This window comes from Sphingobium sp. TomMM7A (assembly GCF_055397305.1).
This window is the reverse complement of sequence record NZ_AP027311.1, coordinates 479,856-503,237: the sequence shown is the minus strand read 5'-3', so window position 1 is coordinate 503,237 and position 23,382 is coordinate 479,856. Positions and strand designations below refer to the sequence as shown.

The 23,382-nt window shown below is 62.1% G+C and carries 21 protein-coding genes and 1 other RNA gene; 7 read left to right on the top strand and 15 right to left on the bottom strand.

The window, feature by feature from the left end; genetic code table 11:
* Positions 1-21: 21 nt before the first annotated feature.
* The 6 genes from ACZ5ZH_RS02640 to ACZ5ZH_RS02615 form a co-directional block, all read right to left on the bottom strand.
* Complete coding sequence (locus tag ACZ5ZH_RS02640) at positions 22-429, bottom strand: GspH/FimT family pseudopilin (RefSeq protein WP_464772580.1); 408 nt, start codon at positions 427-429, stop codon at positions 22-24.
* Positions 430-547: 118 nt separating this feature from the next.
* Entirely contained in the window at positions 548-1,084 is a 537-nt protein-coding gene (gene gspG / locus ACZ5ZH_RS02635) for a type II secretion system major pseudopilin GspG (protein ID WP_464772086.1), read from the bottom strand.
* Between the two features lie 9 nt (positions 1,085-1,093).
* Positions 1,094-2,311, bottom strand: a complete 1,218-nt coding sequence (gene gspF, locus ACZ5ZH_RS02630) for a type II secretion system inner membrane protein GspF (protein WP_464772085.1) — start codon at positions 2,309-2,311, stop codon at positions 1,094-1,096.
* Positions 2,304-3,842, bottom strand: coding sequence for a type II secretion system ATPase GspE (gene gspE / locus ACZ5ZH_RS02625; protein WP_464772084.1), 1,539 nt, complete (start codon positions 3,840-3,842; stop codon positions 2,304-2,306). Before gspE ends, gspF begins: the two co-directional genes overlap by 8 nt.
* Before the next feature lie 52 nt (positions 3,843-3,894).
* Positions 3,895-6,078, bottom strand: coding sequence for a type II secretion system secretin GspD (gene gspD / locus ACZ5ZH_RS02620; RefSeq protein ID WP_464772083.1), 2,184 nt, complete (start codon positions 6,076-6,078; stop codon positions 3,895-3,897).
* Positions 6,075-6,899, bottom strand: coding sequence for a type II secretion system protein N (locus ACZ5ZH_RS02615; RefSeq protein WP_464772082.1), 825 nt, complete (start codon positions 6,897-6,899; stop codon positions 6,075-6,077). Before ACZ5ZH_RS02615 ends, gspD begins: the two co-directional genes overlap by 4 nt.
* Positions 6,900-7,067: 168 nt before the next feature.
* Here ACZ5ZH_RS02615 and ACZ5ZH_RS02610 point away from each other — a divergent pair, with 168 nt between their 5' ends.
* Positions 7,068-7,715 (top strand): prolyl hydroxylase family protein, encoded by a 648-nt coding sequence (locus ACZ5ZH_RS02610; protein WP_464772081.1) that lies wholly within the window; start codon positions 7,068-7,070, stop codon positions 7,713-7,715.
* Between the two features lie 3 nt (positions 7,716-7,718).
* Here ACZ5ZH_RS02610 and ACZ5ZH_RS02605 read toward each other — a convergent pair whose 3' ends face one another.
* The 7 genes from ACZ5ZH_RS02605 to ACZ5ZH_RS02575 form a co-directional block, all read right to left on the bottom strand.
* Positions 7,719-9,173 (bottom strand): CYTH and CHAD domain-containing protein, encoded by a 1,455-nt coding sequence (locus ACZ5ZH_RS02605; RefSeq protein ID WP_464775205.1) that lies wholly within the window; start codon positions 9,171-9,173, stop codon positions 7,719-7,721.
* A gap of 122 nt (positions 9,174-9,295) precedes the next feature.
* Positions 9,296-11,974: a TonB-dependent receptor domain-containing protein gene (locus ACZ5ZH_RS02600; protein WP_464772079.1), complete on the bottom strand. Its 2,679-nt coding sequence runs from the start codon at positions 11,972-11,974 to the stop codon at positions 9,296-9,298.
* A gap of 92 nt (positions 11,975-12,066) precedes the next feature.
* The gene (locus ACZ5ZH_RS02595; protein ID WP_464772078.1) at positions 12,067-13,659 is read right to left on the bottom strand and encodes a hypothetical protein; all 1,593 of its coding nucleotides are present in this window, start codon (positions 13,657-13,659) and stop codon (positions 12,067-12,069) included.
* 270 nt (positions 13,660-13,929) lie between these two features.
* Positions 13,930-14,313 carry a tetratricopeptide repeat protein gene (locus ACZ5ZH_RS02590; RefSeq protein ID WP_449471698.1) on the bottom strand — a complete coding sequence of 128 codons (384 nt, stop codon included), beginning with the start codon at positions 14,311-14,313 and terminating at the stop codon, positions 13,930-13,932.
* 306 nt (positions 14,314-14,619) lie between these two features.
* Positions 14,620-14,964, bottom strand: a transfer-messenger RNA (tmRNA) gene (gene ssrA, locus ACZ5ZH_RS02585).
* Between the two features lie 5 nt (positions 14,965-14,969).
* Positions 14,970-15,482 (bottom strand): hemerythrin domain-containing protein, encoded by a 513-nt coding sequence (locus tag ACZ5ZH_RS02580; protein ID WP_464772077.1) that lies wholly within the window; start codon positions 15,480-15,482, stop codon positions 14,970-14,972.
* A gap of 67 nt (positions 15,483-15,549) precedes the next feature.
* Positions 15,550-15,951 carry a DUF6766 family protein gene (locus ACZ5ZH_RS02575; protein WP_464772076.1) on the bottom strand — a complete coding sequence of 134 codons (402 nt, stop codon included), beginning with the start codon at positions 15,949-15,951 and terminating at the stop codon, positions 15,550-15,552.
* A gap of 118 nt (positions 15,952-16,069) precedes the next feature.
* Between ACZ5ZH_RS02575 and ACZ5ZH_RS02570 the strand changes: the two genes are divergently transcribed.
* The 5 genes from ACZ5ZH_RS02570 to ACZ5ZH_RS02550 all read left to right on the top strand — a co-directional run bounded on the left by ACZ5ZH_RS02570 (position 16,070) and on the right by ACZ5ZH_RS02550 (position 20,197).
* The gene (locus ACZ5ZH_RS02570; protein ID WP_464772075.1) at positions 16,070-16,660 is read left to right on the top strand and encodes an anthranilate synthase component II; all 591 of its coding nucleotides are present in this window, start codon (positions 16,070-16,072) and stop codon (positions 16,658-16,660) included.
* 114 nt (positions 16,661-16,774) lie between these two features.
* On the top strand, positions 16,775-17,767 hold the full coding sequence (gene trpD / locus ACZ5ZH_RS02565; protein WP_464772579.1) for an anthranilate phosphoribosyltransferase: 993 nt from the start codon (positions 16,775-16,777) through the stop codon (positions 17,765-17,767).
* The gene (gene trpC / locus ACZ5ZH_RS02560; RefSeq protein ID WP_464772074.1) at positions 17,764-18,555 is read left to right on the top strand and encodes an indole-3-glycerol phosphate synthase TrpC; all 792 of its coding nucleotides are present in this window, start codon (positions 17,764-17,766) and stop codon (positions 18,553-18,555) included. Before trpD ends, trpC begins: the two co-directional genes overlap by 4 nt.
* Positions 18,552-19,022: a cyclic pyranopterin monophosphate synthase MoaC gene (gene moaC, locus ACZ5ZH_RS02555; protein ID WP_464772073.1), complete on the top strand. Its 471-nt coding sequence runs from the start codon at positions 18,552-18,554 to the stop codon at positions 19,020-19,022. The genes trpC and moaC overlap by 4 nt, the downstream gene beginning before the upstream one ends.
* Complete coding sequence (locus ACZ5ZH_RS02550) at positions 19,019-20,197, top strand: molybdopterin molybdotransferase MoeA (RefSeq protein ID WP_464772072.1); 1,179 nt, start codon at positions 19,019-19,021, stop codon at positions 20,195-20,197. Before moaC ends, ACZ5ZH_RS02550 begins: the two co-directional genes overlap by 4 nt.
* A gap of 54 nt (positions 20,198-20,251) precedes the next feature.
* Here the strand turns inward: ACZ5ZH_RS02550 and ACZ5ZH_RS02545 are convergent, their stop codons facing one another.
* Entirely contained in the window at positions 20,252-20,404 is a 153-nt protein-coding gene (locus ACZ5ZH_RS02545) for a hypothetical protein (protein WP_196225777.1), read from the bottom strand.
* Positions 20,405-20,556: 152 nt separating this feature from the next.
* Between ACZ5ZH_RS02545 and lexA the strand changes: the two genes are divergently transcribed.
* On the top strand, positions 20,557-21,228 hold the full coding sequence (lexA, locus tag ACZ5ZH_RS02540; protein ID WP_464772071.1) for a transcriptional repressor LexA: 672 nt from the start codon (positions 20,557-20,559) through the stop codon (positions 21,226-21,228).
* On the opposite strand, the gene ACZ5ZH_RS02535 is transcribed toward lexA, so the two are convergent.
* On the bottom strand, positions 21,189-23,363 hold the full coding sequence (locus tag ACZ5ZH_RS02535; protein ID WP_464772070.1) for a ComEC/Rec2 family competence protein: 2,175 nt from the start codon (positions 23,361-23,363) through the stop codon (positions 21,189-21,191). The two genes, lexA and ACZ5ZH_RS02535, sit on opposite strands and share 40 nt — an antisense overlap.
* Positions 23,364-23,382 lie beyond the last annotated feature (19 nt).

Below are 23,382 nucleotides of genomic sequence, written 5' to 3'. Positions count from 1 at the left end.
CCTCCCTTCTTTCGCACAAACCTACCCACCGACCATGACCTTCCCAGCCATATCGACAGTCACGGAAACCCGTTCCACCTCCCGCGCCAAAGTCACCGTCATGGCGTCAGTAGGCAGGCCAGTCCCATCAAAACCGATCTGCTGCCGCCCATCCTTGCCAACCAGCGCCCGCGTCCCGGCCTTCCAGTTGGCCGTCACGAAGGGCTTCTCCTCCAACGGCACCCACTGCGCCCCATCACGGCGCTGAAAGCCATAGCCCGACGCGGAAACCCACACCCCCATCGGCCGCGCGGTAACAACCGCTTCGTCGCGCGCGGCCGCAACGCGCGCGGCAAAGCGGTCGGCATCCTCGACAACCCGCCCGCGCGGGTCCGGCATGGCAAGCACCACCGCAGCCGAAATGAAACCGATGATCGTCAACACGACCATCAGCTCGATGAGGGTAAAGCCGTTGGCGATAGGGCGCTTATCCTCGTTCAGGCTGAGCCCTCCGAGAGGCTCAGCACAGGCTTTGCCGAAGCTCCCCAAGAACGGAACAAGCCGCGCCTTAAAGCTCGCTGGAATAAATATCCGCATTCTCGCTCTCGCCGCCTGGCTGGCCGTCCGCGCCCAGCGAACTGATATCGAACGCACCCTTCCGCCCCGGCACCGCATAATTATAAGCCCGGCCCCACGGATCATCCGGCAGCTTCTTGATATAACCGCCCCGGCGATACCGCTGCGGCTGCGCCAGCGATGCGGGCGGATTGATCAGCGCCTGCAACCCGTCGGTCTGCGAAGGATAGCTCAGATTATCGAGCCGATACTGCTCCAGCGCCTGCTCGATCGTCGCAATATCCGCCTTCGCCTTCTCCACCCGCGCCGTGTCCGTCGCCGGAATGACGTTGATCGCAACGATCGTCGCCAGCAGTCCGATGATGACGATCACCACCATCAGCTCAACCAGTGTGAAGCCATTTTCGATCGGCCGACGAACCAACCCCTCCCCGTTCGGGCTGAGCTTGTCGAAGCCCTTTTCTTTTGAGGTAAAGGAATGCCCTTCGACAGGCTCAGGGCGAACGGAGTCTGGCTTCAATCTAGACATAATCACTCCTCAAGCCCCGGTAAGGCTCTGCAATTGCAAGATAGGCAGCAGGATCGACAAGATAATCACCGCCACGATCCCACCCATCAATATGATGATCACCGGCTCCAGCATCGCCAGCGCGGCGGAGGTAAAGCTGTCAAACTCCCGCTCCAGATAGTCCGCCGCCCGCTCCAGCATCGTATCCAACCGCCCCGCGCTCTCGCCGCTCGCCGCCAGATAAACCAGCAGCGGCGGAAACACCCCAGCCCGCCGCAGCGCTGCCGACAGGCTCCCGCCCCCACGAATGGCCTCGACAATCTGCTCGGAAGCCTGCCGCAACACCCGATTGTGCACCGTCTGCGTGGTCAACGTCAGGCCCTCCATCAACGGAAGTCGGCTCGCCACCATAGTCGACAAAGTCCGCGCCATCCGCGCCGCATGCAAGTCGCGGATCAACCGCCCCAGCAGCGGCAGTCGCAGCATCGTCCCGTCGAAGCGATAGCGGAAAGCTTCAACCTTCAACGCGCGCCAGAAGGCAAAACCGCCCAGCAGCATAAGGATCGCCAGCAGCCACCAATAGCCTGCCAAAAAGGCCGAAATCCCCATCACCATCCGCGTTAGCAGCGGCAGATCCTGCCCCACCGTGTCGAACTGCTCCACCACCTTGGGCACCACAAAGATCATCAGCGCCGCGACGACGCAGACGGCAAAGACTGCCAGTACGCTCGGATAAGCGATAGCGATCAACACCTTCGACCGGATCACCGCCTGCCGCTCCATCAGGTCGGACAAGCGCTCCATGATCGTCGGCAGGCTCCCTGAACTTTCACCGGCGGAAATCATCGCCCGATACAGCGCCGGAAAGCTCTTCGGCTCGGCGCCCAGAGCATCCGCCAGCCGCCGCCCTTCCAACACACCCGAATGCACCTTGCTGACGATCGCGCGCACATGCTCCTGCTCGCTCTGCCGCCCAATGGTGCGCAGCGATTCCTCCAGCGGACTGACCTGGATCAGCGTCGACAGCTGGCGCGTGAACAGCGTCAGTTCCTTGGCCGACAGCCTCGGTGCGCGCAGCGACAATCCGGCGCGCTTGGCCGCCTTCTCCACCGCGCCGGGCTCGATCCGCACGATGAACAGCTTGCGCGCGTCCAGCTTGGCCCGCGCATCATCGACCGTCTCGGCCTTGATCTTGCCGCTGCGTTCCTTGCCCGCCGGATCGATGACCAGATAGTCGAACTCAGCCATCGACGATGGTTTCCACCTCCGCCGCATCGCGCCGCGACACCCGGATGGCCTCTTCCGCCGTCGTCTGCCCATCCCGCACCAGCGCCCGCGCCGCTGACCCCAAATTGGGTGCATTCAGGAAAGCATGGCGCGCGATCAGCGATTCATCGCCACCATCATTGATCAGGCGGCGGATCGTGTCATCCACGCGGATCGCCTCGAACACCCCGATCCGGCCCTTATAGCCGCTACCGTTGCACTCCTCGCACCCTCGCGCCCGATAGATGATCGTTCCGGGATCGAAACCAAGCAAAGCGCTAGCCGACTTGTCCGCCTGCACCGGCTCCCGGCAATGCTGGCAAAGCCGTCGCACCAGCCGCTGCGCGATAACGGCGCGCAGGGTCGAGGCAAGCAGGAACGGCTCGACCCGCATATCCCTCATCCGGGTAATCGCGCCCACCGCATCATTGGTATGCACGGTCGACAGCACCAGATGACCCGTCAGCGACGCCTGCACCGCGATCTCCGCCGTCTCCCGATCACGAATTTCGCCGACCATCACCACATCGGGGTCCTGCCGCAAAATCGCGCGCAGCCCGGCGGCAAAGGTCAATCCGACCTTCGCATTGACCTGAGTCTGCCCGACCCCTTCGACCGCATATTCGACCGGGTCCTCCACGGTAAGAATATTGCGCGTCCCATCGTTCAACTGCCTCAAACCGGCATAGAGCGTAGTCGTCTTCCCCGACCCGGTCGGTCCCGTGACCAAGATAATCCCGTTCGGTTCGTGCAATCCTTCACGAAAAATCCGATCCGCCGCCCCCGCCATGCCCAGTAGGTCGAGGTTCATGCCCGCATTCTCCTTATCGAGAATACGCAGCACCACCCGCTCACCCGCCCGGCTCGGCAGTGTCGAAACGCGCACGTCCAGCAGCTTGCCGCCCAGCGTCAGCCCAATGCGCCCATCCTGCGGCACGCGCCGCTCGGCAATGTCCAGCCGCGCCATCACCTTGATCCGGCTCACCACCACCGGCGCGACATGGGGCGGCATCCGCAAAGTCTCGCGCAGCACTCCGTCGATCCGCATCCGCACGATCAGGCCGGTTTCATAAGGCTCGATATGAATATCCGAAACGCCCTGCCGCGCTGCTTCAGCGATGATGCCGTTGATCAGCCGGATTGCAGGCGCATCATCGGCGCTGTCGAGCAAGTCGTCGGCAGTCGGAATGTCGGCGGCAAGAATATCCAGCTCATCCGCGCCGACTTCCAGCGAACCCGCCATCGCTGCCGCGCTACCCTCCATCGCATAATGGTCTGACAGGTGCCGATCGAACTGTGGCCCATCAACAAACCGCACATCGAAACTGCGCGCCAGATGCCGCCGCACTTCCAGCAATACCCGCGGATCGCTCCCCTCCCGAACTGCAATCGTGAGCCGGTCTCCGTCCAGCGGCAGCATGACGACGCCATGCTTGCGCGCAAAGACATAGGGAATGTCGACAGCGCGGGGCGCACTGTGCGGCACGTCGAGATCGGAGTGGGACTCGCTCACCCTAAGCTCCGTTCGGGCTGAGCATGTCGAAGCCCTCCCTTGGGAAAACGGTTCACCGCCGATCTCCATTCGCCGCACCGTCCACCGGCCGCACCACGCCGCTCGATTGCCGCACCGTCGGTTCAATCACTTGCGCCGGGGCAGCACTTGGCTGCGCCACCGCATCGCCCGCCTGCGTCACAGCGGCGGGCGGTTCCGCGCCCATATAGTCGCGCACCAACTCGTCGATGCTCGGTTCCTGATCGGGGTTCCGCGCCAACTGCATGTCCCGCACATAGCCATAGCGTTGCTGCGTCAGGCGCTGCGCATCCTCCTTCGACCGCAGGATGGTGGGCCGGATGAAGACCATGAGGTTGGTCTTGCTCCGGCTCTTGCTGCGCGACTTGAAAAGCTCGCCGATGCCCGGAATATCCGATAGCAGCGGAATACGCTCGATCGTCTTGCGCTCATTATCGTCCAGCAAGCCGCCAAGCGCCAAAATCTCGCCATCATCCACCGTGACCGTCGTCTCGATCTCACGCTTGTTGATGATGAGGTCGCTATTATTGTTAGACACCGGCCCGGCGACGCTCGACACTTCCTGCCTCAGGAACAGCTTGATCGCGCCGCCCGTGTTGATCTGCGGCTTGACCTCCAGCTTGATGCCGACATCCTGCCGCTGGACAGTGCGGAACTGATTGTCGAAATTCTGGCTGAGCGCCTCGCCGGTCGTGATCGGCACCTGCTGCCCGACCAGGATCGACGCCTTCTGATTGTCCAGCGTCATCACCGAAGGCGTGGACAGAATATTGCTGTCAGTGTCGGACCTGACCGCGTTGATGATCGCCCCGAAAATCCCGTTCCGCCCGATCTGCGTCGCAACCCCGCCAAAGCCGCCCGTCGCGTTCATCAGGCTATCGACCGCCGCCTGCTGCAAGGTGTTCGACAAGTTGCTATTCTCGGTCGAGGTGGTCGTCGTGGTCACGCCGCCGTTGACGACCGTCGTGGTCGTCTTGCCCAACTCGTTCGCGCCAATCGCCCCGGCCAGCGTCAGCAAATTGGGAGAAGCGTTGGAATAATTGGTCGCCGCAAAGCCCGTCTTGGTGCTGCCGATCAGGAACTGCACACCCAGTTTCTTGGCGGCGGCATCGCTGATCTCGACGATGATCGCCTCGACCAGGACCTGCTCCCGCCTCGTATCGAGTTGCCGGACGGTCTCACCAAGCATGCGCTGCACATCGCTATTGGCCGCTACGATGATCGCATTGGCCCCCTCATAGCGGGTAACGATTGCAGGCCCGCGCGTCGAAATGCCACCACCCGAAGAACCGGCCGAGTTCACCACCGCAGGCGCCGCCGCGACCGGAGCAGCGCCATTGGACGCCGGAGCAGAGGACGTCACGGCAGAGCTGGACGATTGTCCAACCAACTGCTGCAACACAGGCAACAGCTTTTCGGCATCCGCATGTTCCAGCCAATAGACACGGATCTCCGTCCCGCTCGCCGCCTGCCGATCAAGATCGCGTGCCATCTGCGCCAATCGCGTCACCGTCCCGGCATCGCCCCGGATCGCGACCGAATTGCTGCTGTCGATCGGCACGATAGTCGCCGCCCGCTGCGCGCCTTCGCCGCCGCTTTGCACCAGCGCTTGAAGCGAAGTCGCGATTTCCCGCGCGCCCGCATTCCGCAGCATCACCGTCTGTGTCGCCGCCGTATCGCGATCGATTCGCGCAAGCACCTGGCGAATACGCCCAATATTGTCGGCATAGTCGGCAACGACCACGCTGTTCCCGGCGCGATTGGCGGTCACCGAACCGTCCTTGCTGACCAGCGGCCGCAAAGTCTCCAGCGCGCTCGCCGCATCGATCGAGCGCAGGCGGAAGACCTCGGTCACGAACTGGTTGCGATTGGCCCCCCGTCCAACAACGCTAGGCTGCCCGGCCGCCCCGTCGGCAGGCTGAATGCGATAAGCACCACCCGGCGCTGGCACCGCCACCAGCCCGTTCGCCCGCAACGTCGACAGGAAAATCTCGAAATATTCCGATCGCGACAGCGGCCGGTCTGTCACGACCGAAACCTTCCCCTGAACCCGGTTGTCTATGATGAAGGTCCGCCCCGTCACACGCGCGGCGTCCTGAATGAAGGCGCGAATATCGGCGTCGCGCACATTCAGCGTCTGCTGTGCCATGACAGGCGACCCAACAGGCGCGGCCAGAGCGAGGGCGGTCGCGGCGGAAAGAAGGAATTTTCTGGTCATTGGCCTTGCAGAGTAAGGTTGATCGTCGAAAGGCTGGCGCCCCGCTCAACGGTCAGGGAAATGCGCGCGCCGGGCATGATCTTGCCCTGCAGCGCCTGGAGATCGCTAGGCGAACCGACCGGCTGCCCATCAACCTGGGTGACTATATCGCCGGGCTGGAACCCGGCATTCTGGAAAGTCGGCCCCTTGGCGGTCAGGATCAGCCCCGTGATCCGGCCATTCTGCATGCGCGGCGCAAAGCCGACATCACGCTTCAGCCCGTCCGCAGTCGGATTGTCGATCCCAGCCACAAGGCTTACGACACTCCCCTCTCCCGGCGCGGCCGACGCAGATGCGGGCTGCGACTGGTCGAGGAATATCTGCTCTTCCGATCCGCCCCGGTCGATAGTGACATGATCGAACGCCACGCCCTTCAGCAGCACGCCCGGCAATATCTCATCACCCACGGCAAAGCTGTTCTGCACCCCATCGGGTCCAGCGATGATGGCCGATCCCAGCCCCGACCCTTCGTTCAACCGAATGCCGTAGACAGTCAGCGCCAGCGAAGTGACGACCCCACCGCCCGCCGCCTGCTGCGGCCCAGCCCGGTAAAAGGGGTCAAAACTGGAAAATAATGTCTGACGCGCCGCGAAATCCGGAAATTGCGCTTGCCGCCCTTCCCACGGTCCAAAGCTCCCGATCGGCGTCAGCACGGCCCAAACCAGCCTTGCACATTGCAGCGCCAGCAGGCCCAGCAACAGCTTCTCGGCAACCCGCGCCCAGTCGATCGGCGCGAGGCGGCTGCTAAGGTCCTGAAAGTTACTGCGAAACGCCACGCGCATGAACCTGGTAATCCCCCTTGATACCCGCGCTGCTAGGCAATTGTTTTTACTGCCGGATGACAGAAATGTGACCTATCCATGACAACGGCAATCCGCAAGCGATGACACTTGCATTTCGAGCGCCGAGCGATAGCAGAAAGGCTGCTTTCTCGCCCTAAAAGGCCGTCCATGCCTAACCAACCGATTGTGAAATCAGCCGATGCCGATCCGGCCTGGATCGCATCCCATCCACGCGTCCAGCGGGTGCCCAGCCGCGATCTGACGCTCTTCATCCAGCGCGATTTCCTGACAGCGGAAGAATGCGATGGCCTGATCACACGGATCGAGGCGCGCCGACGCCCTTCCACCATCGCCGACGCCAATGGCGACACAGGCTTCCGCACCAGCGAGACCTGCGATCTCGACAACGCCGATCCCTTCATCGGGGCCATAGATGAAAAACTCGCCACCTTCGCCGGGATCGACCCATGTTTCGGCGAACCGATACAGGGGCAACGTTACGCCGTGGGTCAGGAATTCAAGGCGCATACCGACTATTTCGATCCTGCTGGCCTCGACTTCGCCCGCTACTGCTCCGTCTCGGGCAACCGGACATGGACGCTGATGGTCTATCTCAACCAGCCCCCCGCAGGCGGCGCGACCCGCTTCATCAAGATCGGCAAGACGGTGCAGCCGGAGCGCGGCAAGCTGCTCGCCTGGAACAATCGCCTTGAACCCGGACGCTATAATGGGGCCAGCCTGCACCACGGGATGAAGGTACGCAGCGGCGTTAAACACATCATCACCAAATGGTATCGCGAAAAACCCTGGGCCTGAGCTTCAGCGCCAGAAATGCTTGGCATCCGCCAATTCATCATAGGCTTTGCCGGCCGCCGCCAGCAGCTTCTTCTTGCTCCGACCGCTCTTCACCAGATCGGCATCGACCGGCAGGCCATACTGCGCCAACAAGGCGCGCACGTTGACCAGATCATTGAGCGCGCCCAGTTCGTCCTGCAACCCCTCCAGCGCATCGATGTAGCGCGCGTGCCGTCGCCGCTGTTTCTTGGCGTCGAATAGACCCCCGAAAAATTCGGCGGCGTAGCGCAGCTTCTTCGCCTTCTTGCGCACTTCGTGACGGTGCGCGTCATCCAGCTTCGCCAGATGCCGTGCATGCTTCATCTGCCAGCGATGAAAATGCTGCAAACGGCGTGCGGCAAACGCCTCCGCAGCCTCATCGCGCAACCTGCGGCCCCCAGCATCCGGCCCGCCCATGCCAAGCGTCAGCCATTCCACGATGTCGATCATCAAGCCCCGCGCCTGATCAGATTCCAGCGCATCGATCACCTTCGCATGGATCACTGAGCGAACAGCAGCTAGTTGCTCGTGCAGTTCGCCCGGCTTCATCCGTTCGATCAGCACATCCAGATCACGCGCCTCTCCCAGCAGCTGCGCCAGCCAGCGAAGCTCATCCTGAAATCGGGTCACGTCTTGCGCCGCCAGCATTGATCTGAACAGCGTCAGCGCCGAACGCAGCCGCCGCACGGCTACGCGCGCCTGATGCACAGCCTGTGGATCATAATGGTCGAGCAGCAAATCTTCGTTCAGGCGGTATTGCCGCACACAGTTACGAATAATCGCCGCGAACGCCGCCTGCGCACTGATACCAGGCTTCAGCGCCAGTCTCTCCGCCTTGAAGCAAGCAGGCGCGGGAGCCAGCAGCCGATAACCTCGTTCCGACTTTGCCGCGACGCCCAGCCGCACCGGCACTGCCGCCTCGATCTTTTTTCCGAGCGCAAACAGGGCGGCGGGCTCTCCTGTCTTCAGCTCCAGTTCGACTTCACAGATGGGCGACTGCCGTTCACCAGCGCGGACCCATCCCCTGTCGAGCACCAATTCAATCTCCGCCGCACCCTCGGCAATCTGCCATGTGCGCCGCTCGACCTCGACCTTGAACGCGGGCTCGATCATCTCCGCTGCATCACCCAGAACGCCCGCAATGGGTGTGCGACTATCGATCACCGGCTCATCCTGCCTGACCGGCATTTCCCATTCCGCCCGCGAGAAAAGGGCTCCGCCGCGACCTTCACTACCGGCCTTGACGGTTTGGACGCACTCCTCCCCTGATCGGCGGATGCGCAGCGTATATCCTCGCGCATCCAACTGCCTGTCGGGCGTATCGAAATAGACGGCCTGAAGTTGCGCCCGGCCTCCCTCAGCGGGCAGCAGCGCCAATTGCTCAAAGGCCTCCGCCGCCTGCGGCGACAGCTCCAGTTTCAGCTCGACTTCCTGCTTCACCGCCTGCCTCCGCTTCAGGCCAACCCCTAACACGGCGCAGGAAAACGCGCGAATCACAGATGGCAAAACGGCCGATCCGCGCGAAGCGGATCGGCCGCCAAGCCTCATCAAAGAAAGTTAAATCAGAGCGCGACGGTCAGCGAAGCCGCGAAGGTCGTGCCGATCTTATAGCGATTGTAGAATACCTTGTTGCCGCCCAGTTCCTGGAACTCCTGGAACTTGCGCCCCGTGATGTTACGCGCCTCGAACTTGAACTCGCTCTTCACCCCGCCCGGCAGGGTCACACCCTGCCGCGCCACGAAGTCCAGAGTCAGGCCCGGCTTTTCCTTGATATCGGGCTGAAGGTTGGGACCACGGCTAGTGACGCGCGGGCTGGCATAGGTCAGCAGCAGTGTCTGCTGCGACAGCTTGTCGGTGTCTTCAAGACCAAGCTGCAGGTTGACCAGATGATCCGACTGGCCGGTCAGCGGCACCCCATCCTGGAAATAGTCGGACGCGGCGGGCAGCGGGCCAGCGGTATAGCTGTAGGGAATGGTCGTATCCCCTTCGCTCACCTTCAGCTTCGACTGCGTGTAGGTATAGTTGCCGATCAACACGATCCGACGGGTCTGGAAGAACGGGCTGCTCATATTGTCGAGCGGCAGATATTTCTGCGCCTCGAACTCGACACCATATAGCGTCGCTTCAGGCGCATTGGCGAAGCTGGTGGTCACATCATATTTGTCGTTGATGGTCGTGTAAGTCTCGATCGGATTGTCGATCTTCTTCCAGAACGCCGCCGCCGTCAGCCGCTCGTCCCGGCCCATATACCATTCCGCGCGCAGGTCTGCGTTCCACAACTCGCTATCCTGCAGGAAGGGGTTGCCGCGATAGAAGCGGTTGGAATCGGTATCGATGTAGGGCTGGGCGATCAGCTCGCGGAACTGCGGGCGTGCGATCGTCTTGGAACCGCTCATGCGGAACTGCAAACCCTTGGCCGCTTCGAACGTGATTGTCGCGGCGGGTAGCCAATATTCCTTGTTGATGGCGTTCACCGGTTCAACACCCGTATTATAGACGTCCACGCCGGTCACCGACTGGCGGCCCTTCTCATAACGCACGCCAGCGTCCACGGTCACGCCCGCTAGAGGCTGCACCTTCAGCTGCGCATATCCGGCATGCGTGCGCAGCGCCGCATCATAGACGGGATAGTTGCCCGAAAAGTCCAACAGCGACATGTCGAACAGCTGGATTGACGCGTCCGACAGCAGGTAGTCAGGCCGCAACTGCTGCACCGCGATCGGCAGGTTGGTCGCGTCGAAATGCAGTTCATAACGGGACGATGTGCGCTTCGTATCGCTGAACGCATAGCCCACCGTCGCCGTCAGATCGGGCGAGAATTTGTAGCTGAGATCCCAGCCCGCCGACCACAAATCTTCGTTGAGATCGCTGAAGGTTATTGAAGCATCGCCCCGCTGACGGTTCAGCGCGTTGACGAAGCGATCGCCCACGGGATCGACCGCCAGATCGCGATTGGTCCGCACATATTCGAACTCCCGCTCATAGGGCGCTTCCCGCTGCGAATTGGCATAGCCGCCGCGCAGGTCGAGGCTGAGCCCCTCCATCAGCTTGAACTCGCCGACCATCTGGGTGTCGATCAGCTGCCGCTCATACCAGGCGGTATTCTGCTTCATATAATCTGCGCCCGCGATCGCGCCGTCATTCTGCCCCAGCGTCAGGGCGCCGCGCTTCAGCGTGTCGCGAATATAGACGTTGGTCCAGCGGATCTTCTGATCGCCCAGTTCCAGGCCCAGCCCGAACAGGCTGTTGAACGTCACCTCATTATCCGTCGACACCTGAACGCCGTTCTTGCCCGGCGCCTGCTCCAGATTGATCGACGCCTGCTGCAGCGAGGAGCGTGTCCGCCACTTGTTGCTGTAGGATGCGGTGAACAGCACGCCCAACCGCCCATCACTACCCACATCCATCGCCGTTCCGGCGTTCAGCGAACCCGAAAAGTTGAACGGCAGGCTGTTGGTCCGCTGGAGCACGGAAGTCTTCGCATTCAGGAGCTGCATCGAAATCGCCTGCAGGTCACCGCGCGTCATGTTGGAGAAGGGCACCCCGCTACCAAACGCCTGCGCCAGCAATGGCGGCACGTCGCGCGACCCATCGTCAAAGCCGGTCCAGTCCGACTTCGACCCATAATAAGTGTAGCCCATGTTGCCCGACGTTTCGGTATTGGCCGAACTTCCAATTCCCAGCTCAAGATAGCTTTCAACCGGGATAGCCTTGGTCGTCAGGTTGATGACGCCGCCGCCAAACTCGCCAGGGAAGTTGGCCGAATAGCTTTTCTGCACCATCGTGGACGCAATGACGCTGGTCGGGAAGATGTCGAGCGGCACAACGCGCTTCAGCGGCTCCGGGCTCGGCAAAGGCGATCCGTTGAGCAGCGCCAGCGAATAGCGGTCACCAAGGCCACGCACATAAACATAGCCGCCCGACACGACCGACAGGCCGGTCACGCGCTGCAATGACCCGGCGATGTCGCCCTCGCCCGTGCGCTTGATGTCGGCGGCCGACAGGACAGTCACCACCTGCGGAGCGGCCTGCGACACGTTGCTGGTGCGGCGGCCGGTCACGATGATGTCGGAACCCGGCACGGACACATCGACATTGCCGGTCTGTGCATCGGCTTCCTCGGATGCGGTCGGCACGCCTGACGTGGACGCTGTATCGGTGGTGGTCTGCGCCATCACCGCCGGAGCGGAAAGGGCGGTCGAAATCAGGAGCATGCGCGCCAGGCTGAGCGGCTTCGACATGGCTAGGAGTCCCCCTTGGGAAAAATTCTTTTGCAAAGAGAGCGGGGAAGCGGCTGTGCACGCTCCCCCGCCCTGTTCAGGGTTCAGGCCGATCAGGTCGTCGGGATGGCGGTGCAGCTCGCGCTGCTGCTGCCGAAGCTCGCCGTAACCGAGTTACAGGTCCAGCCCGCATACCAGGTGTCGTTGCTGTCCTTCACCGCGCCGATATAATTGGTGGTGATGAAGTTGCTGTCGATCGTCTTGGGGTCGATCGCGGTGCGGGCCGTTTCCGTCGCGCCGTTGATGAACAGGCTGGTCAACGACGGCGTATAGGCAAAGCTGCTGTTCGGATCGGTCGAGAAGATCGACTGGACCGTCGCCGCATCGACGCCGCCGGTGCCCTTGAACGGGGTAGCGTTGCACTGCATCACTACCGACAGGTAACGCGGCTTCCCCGCATCCTGCAGCCCCGCGTCAGCGTCACGTACCGTGGCGGCGCTGTTGATGCGCAGGCAGCTCTGATCAGGACTGACGATGATGCCGTTCACCATGGCAAGGTCAGCACCGCCCCGAAGCATCATGGTCGCGCCATCATCGCCGGTGTTCGACCGCTGGATGTGCGTGAAGTTCGCAACCTTCAGATACTGGCGGGGCAGCGCGTCTTCGGAGAAGCTGGTGCCGGTCGTCGAACCGTTCGAGTCCGTCTCGGTGAAGGTATCACCGATATTGTTGTTCGCACGCTGCACGGAGATAACGAACTGCGCCGTGCCGCGGAAGCCGACGTCCGTATCCAGATTGTCGTCCTCATTGCCGGTCAGCACCAGATATTTCATGTGGGTCGAACCACCGAAAGCCTCGATGCCGTCGTCCGAGCTGTTGTGGACCTGGATGTGATCAAGCTGCGTGCCGGTTCCGACGCCCGAAGGGGTTAGGCCCTGCAATTCCTTGCCGTTCGCCAGAACGAAACCGGAATAGCGGATCTGGACATAGCTCATGCGGCCCGAATTGTCGGCGTCATTGTCGCCGCCATAGAGCGCGCCGGTCGTGCCTTCGGTGTCGCGCTGACAGGCGGTGGTGCCCGGAGCCGCGTTAGGCGCCTGATCGCAGTCGGTGATCTTGGCGCGGCCGAGCAACACGATGCCACCCCACTGGCCCGACGACTGATCGGTCGCCGACCCGGTGACATTCTCGCGGCTGGTGAAGACGATGGGCTGTGCCGCCGTGCCGACAGCATTGATCTTGTTGCCGCGATTGACGGCCAGGAATGCGCTGCCAGTGCCAGCGAACACCACAACGCCCGGATCGATCGTCAGCGTGACGTTGCTCCCGGTGCTCGCAGCGCCCTGATCGGTGCCGACATCAACGCGGCCGGGCAGCGAATAGATGACGCCCGCCGTCTTGGCGATCGCGGTCGAGCTGTTGAAACGCGCGGGGAAGCCGCAATTGCGCCACGTGTTGGTGCCATCGCTGATGGTGCCAAGGTTGGTCAACTGGTCCGCACCCGAGATAGTCGGACAGTCGGCCGCAGCGGTCACATTGCCCGGCGTAGGAGTGGGCGTCGGCGTCGGACTCGGCGAAGGCGTCGGCGCGGGCAGGACGATCGTCCCCTCGCCCGGCGAAGCGATATCGTCCGCGCCGCAAGCGCTCAGAGCAGCGCAGGCGCAACCCGCCATCAGGATGGTAGTGATACGATTAGTCTTGACCATGTCGTCTCCGCTCCGGCGATGCCGGTTTGTGTTAAGGTGCGGAGCGAAGGGGATTCACGAATCGGACAACGCCCCCTGCCGCCCTCAGTCGCCGCAGCTAGGCGCGCCAGATGACAGAGACATTTTGCTTCCGTGACGGCAGAGTGACTTTAAAATGACAGTTCAGAGACTCTTGTTTCACTTTGATGATTGCGAAAGCCGTCCACGCAAAAAGAAAGGCGCCGTCCCACCGGACGACGCCCCACTGTTCAATGACTTAACGGGCCGAAGTCAGCGCATGGCATAGCTCGCTTCAAGGCGACCGAGCGCGCGGCGGGCAACATCCCGCGACGATGCTTCTTCGCCATTCGCGAGCAGCAATGTCGACTCCGGCGCGAAGCGGGCCGCGCCATAAGCCTCTCGCGCATCCTTCATCCTCCCCAGTCCCGCATAGGCGTTGCCAAGGTTGATCAACCGAGCCGGATCGTTCGCCCCGTCCGGCCACATAGGCGCAAGGCGGCGGGCGGCTCTCTCATAATCCTTCGCCACCAAGGCCGGAGCGGCCAATTGCCCATCGGGAACACCGACCACAACCACTTCATCGGATGCAGCCACGGCCGCGCCTGACATGCCCCCCGCCAGCATCAGCCCGACGATCGCCGCTACCTTCATCATCCAATTTCTCCCGAAAAAACTTTCTATAATAGCCGGGATTATTTCATCTTGATGACATCTAAACAAGCAGCGAACTGCACCCAAAAAAGGATTTTTACTTCCTATAATTCAATATGTTATAAGTTTTTCTTTTAACTGTCATAAAACTGTAATTGAACCGTCTTGGTTCATGCCATCCGATTTGCAGCTACAGATTCAGCCTGCCAGCCCATAGCAAGCGCCACCCGCCACGTAGGACGGCCGCCAAAATCACTTAAATGAAGAAAGGTCCGGAGGATTCTGTTGCCCGGCTCCTCCGGAAGCCGCTGAATTCCCTTCTGTTGCCCGGTGGGTTCAACCGCGTTCTTTTTGGGTAATGTCAGGCCGTGAGGCCATCAATTACGCAGCAAGAGCAAGAGCCTCGTTATCGTTGGCACTTACGTGTTTTGAACATTTTTACGGCTTACTCAGGCCGGGTGAAGACATCGCCTTTCAACACACGTCGATCCTAGTTCGGCCCCGTCAGACACCCCGTACAAGCCGGGATATGTGGTGGAGCCGCCGGGTACTGCCCCCGGGTCCGCTGCGCCTATTACACGACACGATTTATCACCATAGCCGGGCGAACCCGGCAAAACCCATATGGGGCAGCGCTCCCCATTTATCAACCTTTTCGGTCAGGCCGGGACCAGATGGACGGCCTTGGGCTTGGCGACCGGCAGTCCGCTCGCCTTCGCCTGCGCCATCAGTTCCTGCTTGCGCGCCATCATCCTGTCACGCAGCACGACCAGATCCACATCCGTCTTGCGGCACCGGGCGAACATGCCGTCAGACTGCCTTTCCTCTTCCTTCACATGATGCTTGATCTCTTCGGACAGCACCTTGACCTTGGCATCGTAGAAATCATCTTCCGGCGATCCGGCCTCGATATCATTCACCAGCACCTTCGCGCCGTCATGCTCGACATAGGCTTCATCGAGCGTGTCGTCCTCGATCTTGCCGCGAAAGGTGGGGTAGAAAATCTCCTCCTCGATCGTGGTATGAATCTTCAGCTCGGTGCAGATCTGATGCGCGATTTCCTGCTTTCGGTTCGCAGCCTTCGCCTTTTCGAACTGCTCGAACAGGTCCTCGACCTTGCGATGATCAGCTTTCAACAGGGCGATCGCATCGGTAAACTCAGCTTTGGCCATTTCCGTCCTCCTCACGAACACATATCGTCAAGAAGCAGCTGACAAGCCTCCGGGTTCCGTCTCGCTATCATTCATAGCCCAGATCATGGCCGTGCGGCTTCGCATGACCACCGGCGCGCAGATAACGGCTGTCTATTTCGTTGATCAACCGCTCGGCATCCTTGCCCCCCGCCATTTTCAGCAGTTCGTCGACCTTCACTTCCAACCGGTCGTCATTCTCCTTGGAGGCTGGCGAGCCGACATAGAGGAAATAGGCCAGGCCTACGACTTGCCAGATCAGCTGGAGAAATTCCGACTGCCAATTCTCGAACGTATCCCGGCCCATCTCGATGGCATAGGCCGCCAGTTCAGGCACCTGCCCGTGCGTCTTTGCGTCATCCACATAGGCCCACCAGCCAAACACCCAATGACCCACGATCGACACCAGGAAGAACAGGGCCGTGATCCAACCATAGGCGTAGCGCTTCATACCATCCTCCCTCATGTCACTCCGGAGGGACAACGCAAAAGCATGTAGCCGGTTCAGCCAGCTACAAACGCCGATTCCGATTGGCCCGGCGCGCTTCGCTGTTTATAGCCATGGTCCCATGATCCTCGTCATCGACAATTATGACAGCTTCACCTGGAACCTGGTCCACTACCTCATGGAACTGGGCGCAGAGGTGGAGGTCGTCCGCAACGACGCCATTTCGGCAGGCCAGGCCCTCTCCAGCGGCGCCAGCGCCTTCCTGCTTTCGCCCGGTCCCTGCACGCCCAATGAAGCAGGCGTCAGCCTTGAACTCGTAGCGGCCGCCGCCGACGCGGGCGCACCACTGCTGGGCGTATGCCTCGGCCACCAGGCGATCGGCCAGCATTTCGGCGGGCAAGTCGTTCGGGGCGGCCTGATGCATGGCAAGACCTCCCCCGTCACCCATGACGGAACGGGGCTTTTCGCGGGCATTCCATCCCCCTTCACAGCGACCCGTTATCATTCGCTCATCGTGGATAACATTCCGCAGAGCCTCATCGTGAATGCGACCAGCGAGGATGGCTCAGTCATGGGCTTCCGCCATCAAAGCCTTCCGATCCACTCGGTCCAGTTCCATCCGGAAAGCATCGCGACCGAATACGGGCATGAGATGCTGGCGAACTTCATGCGGATCGCCGGGATTCCGGTAAAGGAGCGCGCAGCCGCCTGATTTCGGTTTCGCGGCCGAGCGAACGAAGCACAAGGCTTCGCCGTGCTATGTGCGAAAGACTTTCCCGCACCCTCCCCTCGACTCCGGCGCGGCGTCGTGATTAAGGCAAAGGCGATGACCCGCCTGCCCGATCCCGCAGCGCCATTGAGCGCAACCGAGGCCGCCGCCGCCTTCGACCTGTTGTTCGACGGCGACCTTCCAGAGGCGGAGATCGCCGCCTTCCTAGTCACCATGGCCCAACGCGGCGAGTCCGCGACGGAGATCGCCGCCGCCGCCCGCGCCATGCGCGCGCGCATGATCCCCATTGCCGCCCCCGCAGGCGCAATCGACGTCTGCGGCACAGGCGGAGATGGCCACCACACGCTCAACGTCTCGACAGCAGTGAGTCTTGTGATAGCCGCCGCCGGAGTGCCCGTCGCCAAGCATGGCAACCGCGCCGCTTCATCCAAGGCCGGGGCCGCCGACACGCTCGAAGCGCTCGGCCTCGATCTTGATCGCGTCGCCGATACGGCGGAGGCAACGCTGGCCGATCTCGGCATCTGCTTCCTCTTCGCGCAGAAGCATCACCCCGCGCTCAAACGCTTCGGCCCGATCCGCAAGGCCATCGGCCAGCGCACCATCTTCAACCTGATGGGTCCGCTCGCCAATCCTGCCGGTGTGCGCCGTCAGCTCGTCGGCATCGCCCGCCCCGCCTATGTACCCATCTATGCCGAGGCACTGGCGGAACTTGGCGTCGATCGCGCCATGATCGTTTCGGGTGATGAGGGCCTCGACGAACTGTCCCTCGCGGGCGGCAACGACGTCGCCGAAGTCACCGCGCAGGGCATCGTCGCGATGCGCCGCCTCACCCCTGGCGACGCTGGGCTTCCCACGCACCCGGTTGAGGCGATACGCGGCGGCGATCCCGCCCATAATGCCGCCGCTCTGCGCGCCCTGCTTCAGGGCGAGCCGGGCGCCTATCGCGACGCCGTGCTGCTTAACGCAGCCGCTGCCCTTGTCGTAGCGGACGCTGTTGCCGATCTGCGCGCGGGTGTCGAGGAAGCTGCCGAAACCATCGACCGCGGGCTTGCTAACGCGCTGCTCAATTGCTGGATTGCCTATAAATGACGAACAAGCTGATCGAAATCTGCGACACGAAACGCGAGGAAGTGGCCCGCCGCAAGGCCGCCATTACCGTCTCGACGCTCCACGCCCGCGCAGCCGAACAGACACCCCCGCGCGGCTTCCGCCAGGCACTGGACAGCGCCGCTCGCTCGGGCTTCGGGCTCATCGCGGAGATCAAGAAGGCCAGCCCATCGAAAGGTCTTATCCGCGAGAATTTTGACCCGCCCGCCCATGCTCAGGCCTACGCCGCCGCTGGTGCCGCCTGCCTCTCGGTCCTCACGGACGAACCCTATTTTCAAGGCCATGACGATTATCTCATGGCCGCCCGTTCCGCCTGCGCGTTGCCAGTCCTGCGCAAGGATTTCATGGTCGATCCCTGGCAGGTCCTGGAAAGCCGCTCGCTCGGAGCCGATGCCATCCTCATCATCGCCGCCGCGCTGGACGACAATCAGATGGCGGAAATAGAGGATGCCGCGCTTGGCCTTGGCATGGATGCCCTCGTCGAAGTCCATGATGCCCATGAACTGGAACGTGCGCTCAAGCTCCGCTCGCGCCTCATCGGCGTCAACAACCGCGACCTGCGAGACTTCAGCGTTGACTTCGCCCGCACCTATGAACTGGTCGGCCACGCGCCGGAAGGCTGCACCTTCGTCGCCGAAAGCGGCCTTGGCAGCCACGCCGACCTGATCACCATGTCCGAACATGGCGTCCGCTGCTTCCTGGTGGGCGAAAGCCTGATGCGTCAGCCCGATGTCGAAGCCGCCACCCGCGCGCTGCTGACCGGCGCATGAGCAAGCTCACCCATCTTGATGAAGATGGATCGGCCCATATGGTCGATGTTTCCGCCAAGGCCGTGACCGCCCGTGAAGCCATCGCCACCGGCCACATCGCCATGAGCGCTGAAGCTGCGACCGCCATCGCCCAGGGACTGGTAAAGAAAGGCGATGTCCTCGCGGTAGCGCGAGTGGCGGGCATCATGGCGGCAAAGCGTACCGCCGACCTCATCCCCCTCTGTCATCCCATCGCCCTGACCTCTGTCACGATCGACTTCGATCTGGAAACAGAGGGCGTCACCGTGACCGCTACCGCCAGAAGCGCGGGCCAAACCGGCGTTGAGATGGAAGCACTTACCGCGACCTCTGCCACGCTTCTGACCATCTACGACATGGCAAAGGCGCTCGATAAGGGCATGGTCATCGGCAACGTCCGGTTGCTCGCAAAGTCGGGCGGCAAGTCGGGCGACTGGCGCGCCGCATGAGTTTGCTCCCGGTCGCGGAAGCCCAGGCGCGCCTGCTTGCGCTGGGTAGCCGCTTGCCGGAAGAGGATATCCCGGTTTCCAACTGTGCAGGCCGATGGCTCGCGCGCGACGTCGTCGCCCTCCGCGATCAGCCTTGGGCAGATCTATCGGCCATGGACGGTTACGCCATTTGTGCGGCAGAATGGCCTGGCCCTTGGCGCCTAACCGCTGAAAGCACGGCGGGCGGCTCCCTTCCCTCCGCTTTGGCTCCGGGGGAATGCTGCCGCATCTTTACCGGCGCACCACTTCCGCCAGGCGCCGATACCGTCCTGATCCAGGAAGATGCCCAGCTGGACGGCCAGCTCGTGCATCCCCTCGGCTCTCCATTACCCACAGGACGAAATGCGCGCCCGGCGGCAAGCGACTTTGGCGCAAATCATCTATTGCTGCCTGCCGGTGCCGCATTGGGTCCCGCGCAGATTGCTCTCGCCGTTCTTGGGGGCCACGGAACCCTCCCGGTCGGCGCCCGTCCGCGCGTTGCCCTGATCTCCACCGGCAATGAACTCGTTCCCCCTGGAGCGCCCACGCCCTCTGGCCGCTTGCCGTCCTCCAACGCGCCCATGCTTGCGGCCATGCTAGGCCAGGCAGGCGCGGAGGTGATCGACGTCGGCATCGTTCCCGACGATCTCGACGCAATGGTCCGATCGCTCAAAGAAGCCGCCGGGGCCGACATCATCGTCTCGACCGGAGGTGCCTCGGTCGGCGATCACGACTTGGTGAGGCCAGCTTTCCAGGCGGCAGGCGGCACTCTGGATTTCTGGAAGATTCGCATGCGACCCGGCAAGCCGCTCATGGCGGGAACGCTGGGCGACGCCCTATTCCTCGGCCTCCCAGGCAATCCCGTATCCGCCTTCGTGACCGCAACGCTGTTCCTGCTGCCGCTCGTCCGGCACATGGCCGGAGCCGCCAGCCCGCTCCCGCGTACAATGATCGCGGAACTCGCCGCCCCACTTCCTGCGACCGGAGAGCGCGACGACTATCTTCGCGCCTACCTTACCGGCGCTGGTTTGGTCTCTGTCACCTCGCAAGACAGCGCCGCCACCGCAGCATTGGCTCAAGCGGACTGCCTGATCCTTCGCCCTGCCAATTCCCACCCCGCTGCCACAGGCGACCAAGTAACCATCGTGCCGCTCTGACAATGAGAAAGGGGCCGCAAAGCGGCCCCTCCCCGTGATCCAATCGAACGTAGATCAGCGCTGCTGCTTGCTGTGATCGCTCTTGTCCTTGCGGCTTTCGCCCATTTGACCCTGGCGATTTTCCTGCTGCTGCTGACGCCCGCCCTGGCTTGAGCGGTCACCACCTTGCTGGCGGCGCTGTTTGTCCTGATCGTTCTGGTTCGCCATCTTACTCTCCTATTCACCCTCTTTGGGAAGGCCGCTACTGAACGGCTGTGACGCAGGTCCGTTCCTTTCGTTACGCTTGGCGTAACCCTGCTTGACTTGCCTCCTTACGTTTCCTATGCGTTCTCCATCCGTTCCATGGAGGATAAGTCGGCATGCTGACGCCCAAGCAACAGGAATTGCTCAGCTTCATTCAAACTCGGCTCGAGGAAGGCGGGGTTTCGCCTTCGTTTGAGGAGATGAAGGAAGCGCTCGATCTTCGATCGAAATCCGGGATTCACCGGTTGATTAATGCGCTGGAAGAACGCGGATTCATCCGCCGCCTGCCAAATCGGGCACGAGCACTGGAGGTTTTGAAACTTCCTGAAGCGATGCATCGCGCGCCTAAGGTCGCATCAACACCCAAGCCGCAACTATCGGCCAAGCCCCCGGTCGCAGCCAATGACGTGATCGACATCCCCCTTCACGGGCGGATTGCAGCAGGCGTTCCGATCGAAGCCATGGAAGGACAGAATATGCTGTCCGTTCCTGCGGCTCTACTGGGTGCCGGAGACCATTATGCTCTTGAGGTTTCGGGCGATTCGATGATCGATGCGGGCATCCTCGACGGTGACTTTGCACTGATCCAGCGCACTGAAGTCGCGCGCGAGGGACAAATCGTGGTCGCACTGATCGAGGATAGCGAGGCGACGCTGAAATATTATCATCGCCAGGGACCTAAGGTCAGGCTCGATCCGGCCAACAATGCTTATGAGCCGCAAATCTACGATTCGCAGCAGGTGCGCATTCAGGGAAAGCTGGCTGGTCTGCTCCGGCGGTACAACTGATCGGATCGGCGGCGCGACGGTAAATAGAAAGGGCGGGCGACCCACGGATGTGCGTCGCCCACTGTTTTCCCGGTTCGCACGGTTCCTCCATCAAGATCGATCGCCAGCCCGCCGGTATGTGCCAACAACCGCCGGTCGGCTTTCAGCCAGCGGGGCCGACACCATGGCGGCAGGCGGCGGTCAGCGATAACGATGTCGGCGCGCGCGCAATCGCGTGCCAGGATGTCCTTGGGTACGACAACCCCGCTTCTCGTCACCAATAGCTGCCATATGCGCCCTCCTCCGGTTAGGGCCACCATGCACAGATCCATGGAACAACGCGCCTCAGGCAGGTCTGCAAGAGCGCCCAGTGGACCTCCATAGCCTGCACTCTCTGCGATCATATCGCGGACAAAATCTCCGGCCCGTTCGCGCAGAAGAGCCATGTCGCCGTCCTGCCCCCGGACGGCCACATGGCGCCCATCCGCGGTCACCAGAATGTCGGGAGGCGAACTCATCACGATGATGGCCATCCCCAGCGTCACGGGGACCATTCCCGCCCATCGCCAAGCGCTTCGCCACAGCAGGCACCAAAGGCCGCCCAGCACGATGATCCCGAAAATCAGGTTGGACACGGAAGGCGCGGTGACGATCGCCCATGGACTTGCCGCCACCCAATGCGCGATCAGCAGCAGCAGATCGAGCGCATGGCTCGTCAACCACCAGGCAGGAGCCCCAAGACCGGCAACATCCAACAGCAGGGCCAACGCCTCCAGCGGCATGACGACAAAGGTCGTCAGGGGAATAGCCACAAGGTTTGCGAAAGCGCCGATCATCCCAGCCTTGTGAAAGTGGAACAACGCGATCGGCGCCAGAACCATTTCCACCGCAAATCCTGAGAGAAGCAGGACGGCAAGGTGACGCCCCAGTCGCCGAAGTGCTGGTTCCTCACGGGATGCCGCGAACGCCCGAAAGCGGTGATGCTCGCCCAAGGCAACAATGGCGATAACAGCGGCGAAACTCATCTGGAAACTTGGCCCCGCCAGCGCCTCTGGCCATGCCAACAGAACCACCAGTGCACCGGCGGCTATCAGCCGCAAGGTGATGGCCTCGCGCCCTAGCGCAAGCCCGCCCAGCACCAGCAGTGCCGCGACGCAAGATCGAACTGTCGGCACCTCCGCGCCCGTCAGCAAAGTATATCCTAGGCCCGCCAGCGCGCCACCGGCCGCAGCGATCAGCATCAATGGCCGATCCAACGCCGCACGCCGACTAAGCGCCATGATCCGCATCAGTAGAAAAATGACCGCGCCGATAAGGGCGGTGACGTGCAGCCCGCTGATCGAAAGCAGATGGGCAAGGCCGCTGCGGCGCATCGCGTCGGCGTCCGCCTCGCTGATGGCGCCCTGATCCCCCGTCGCCAGCGCTGCTGCGATCCCCGCTCCGTCCCCATTTGCGTTCTTCAATATGTGCGTGAAAAGACGATTGCGCAGAGGCGGTGCCTCCGTTGACGGACGTAGCACGACGATGGGCTTGAGCGCCCGTCCTGTTGCCCCAATCCCCTGAAAATAAGCTCGACGCGAAAAATCATAGCTGCCGGGCAGGCTCGCTTCGGCAGGAGGCATCAACCGGGCGCGAAAGCGAATGATGGCACCTTTGCCAACCCCTTCGGGTAGGTCCGCCGCAGCTATGTTCACCCGGATCAGGGAAGGCAGCGCAGGCATGTCGATCGGACGGATCGATACGCGACTCATCTGCTGCGCGGGCACCGTGTCGGCTGACCTGACTTCGCCAGTCACTTCCACAAATGCGGCACGCGGCAATGGGGTCGTGCCGACAATCAGGGCTTTCCCCCATATCAACAGGCAACCTGACGCCGCGAGCAGACCGCCCAATATGATCGCATGGCGTATCCGGCCGCCCTCCGGCAACATCAATCCGCCACTCGCAATTGCAATCGCGCAACAGCAAAAAGACAACCATGTCAGCTGGTTAGGTAGAAAGAACCAAGCCGCTATGCCCAACCCAAGGCCCACCGGCACCCAAAGCGCAAGTTGCTCCCGCTCAGCCTCCAATGCCTGTTCCAGGCGCGCGAAAAGCCGATGACCGCTGCGCCCTATTATCGGGGCAACGGACGTTTGTCGTGGCTCAAAAGCCATGCTAGGGGGCGTCGCGTTC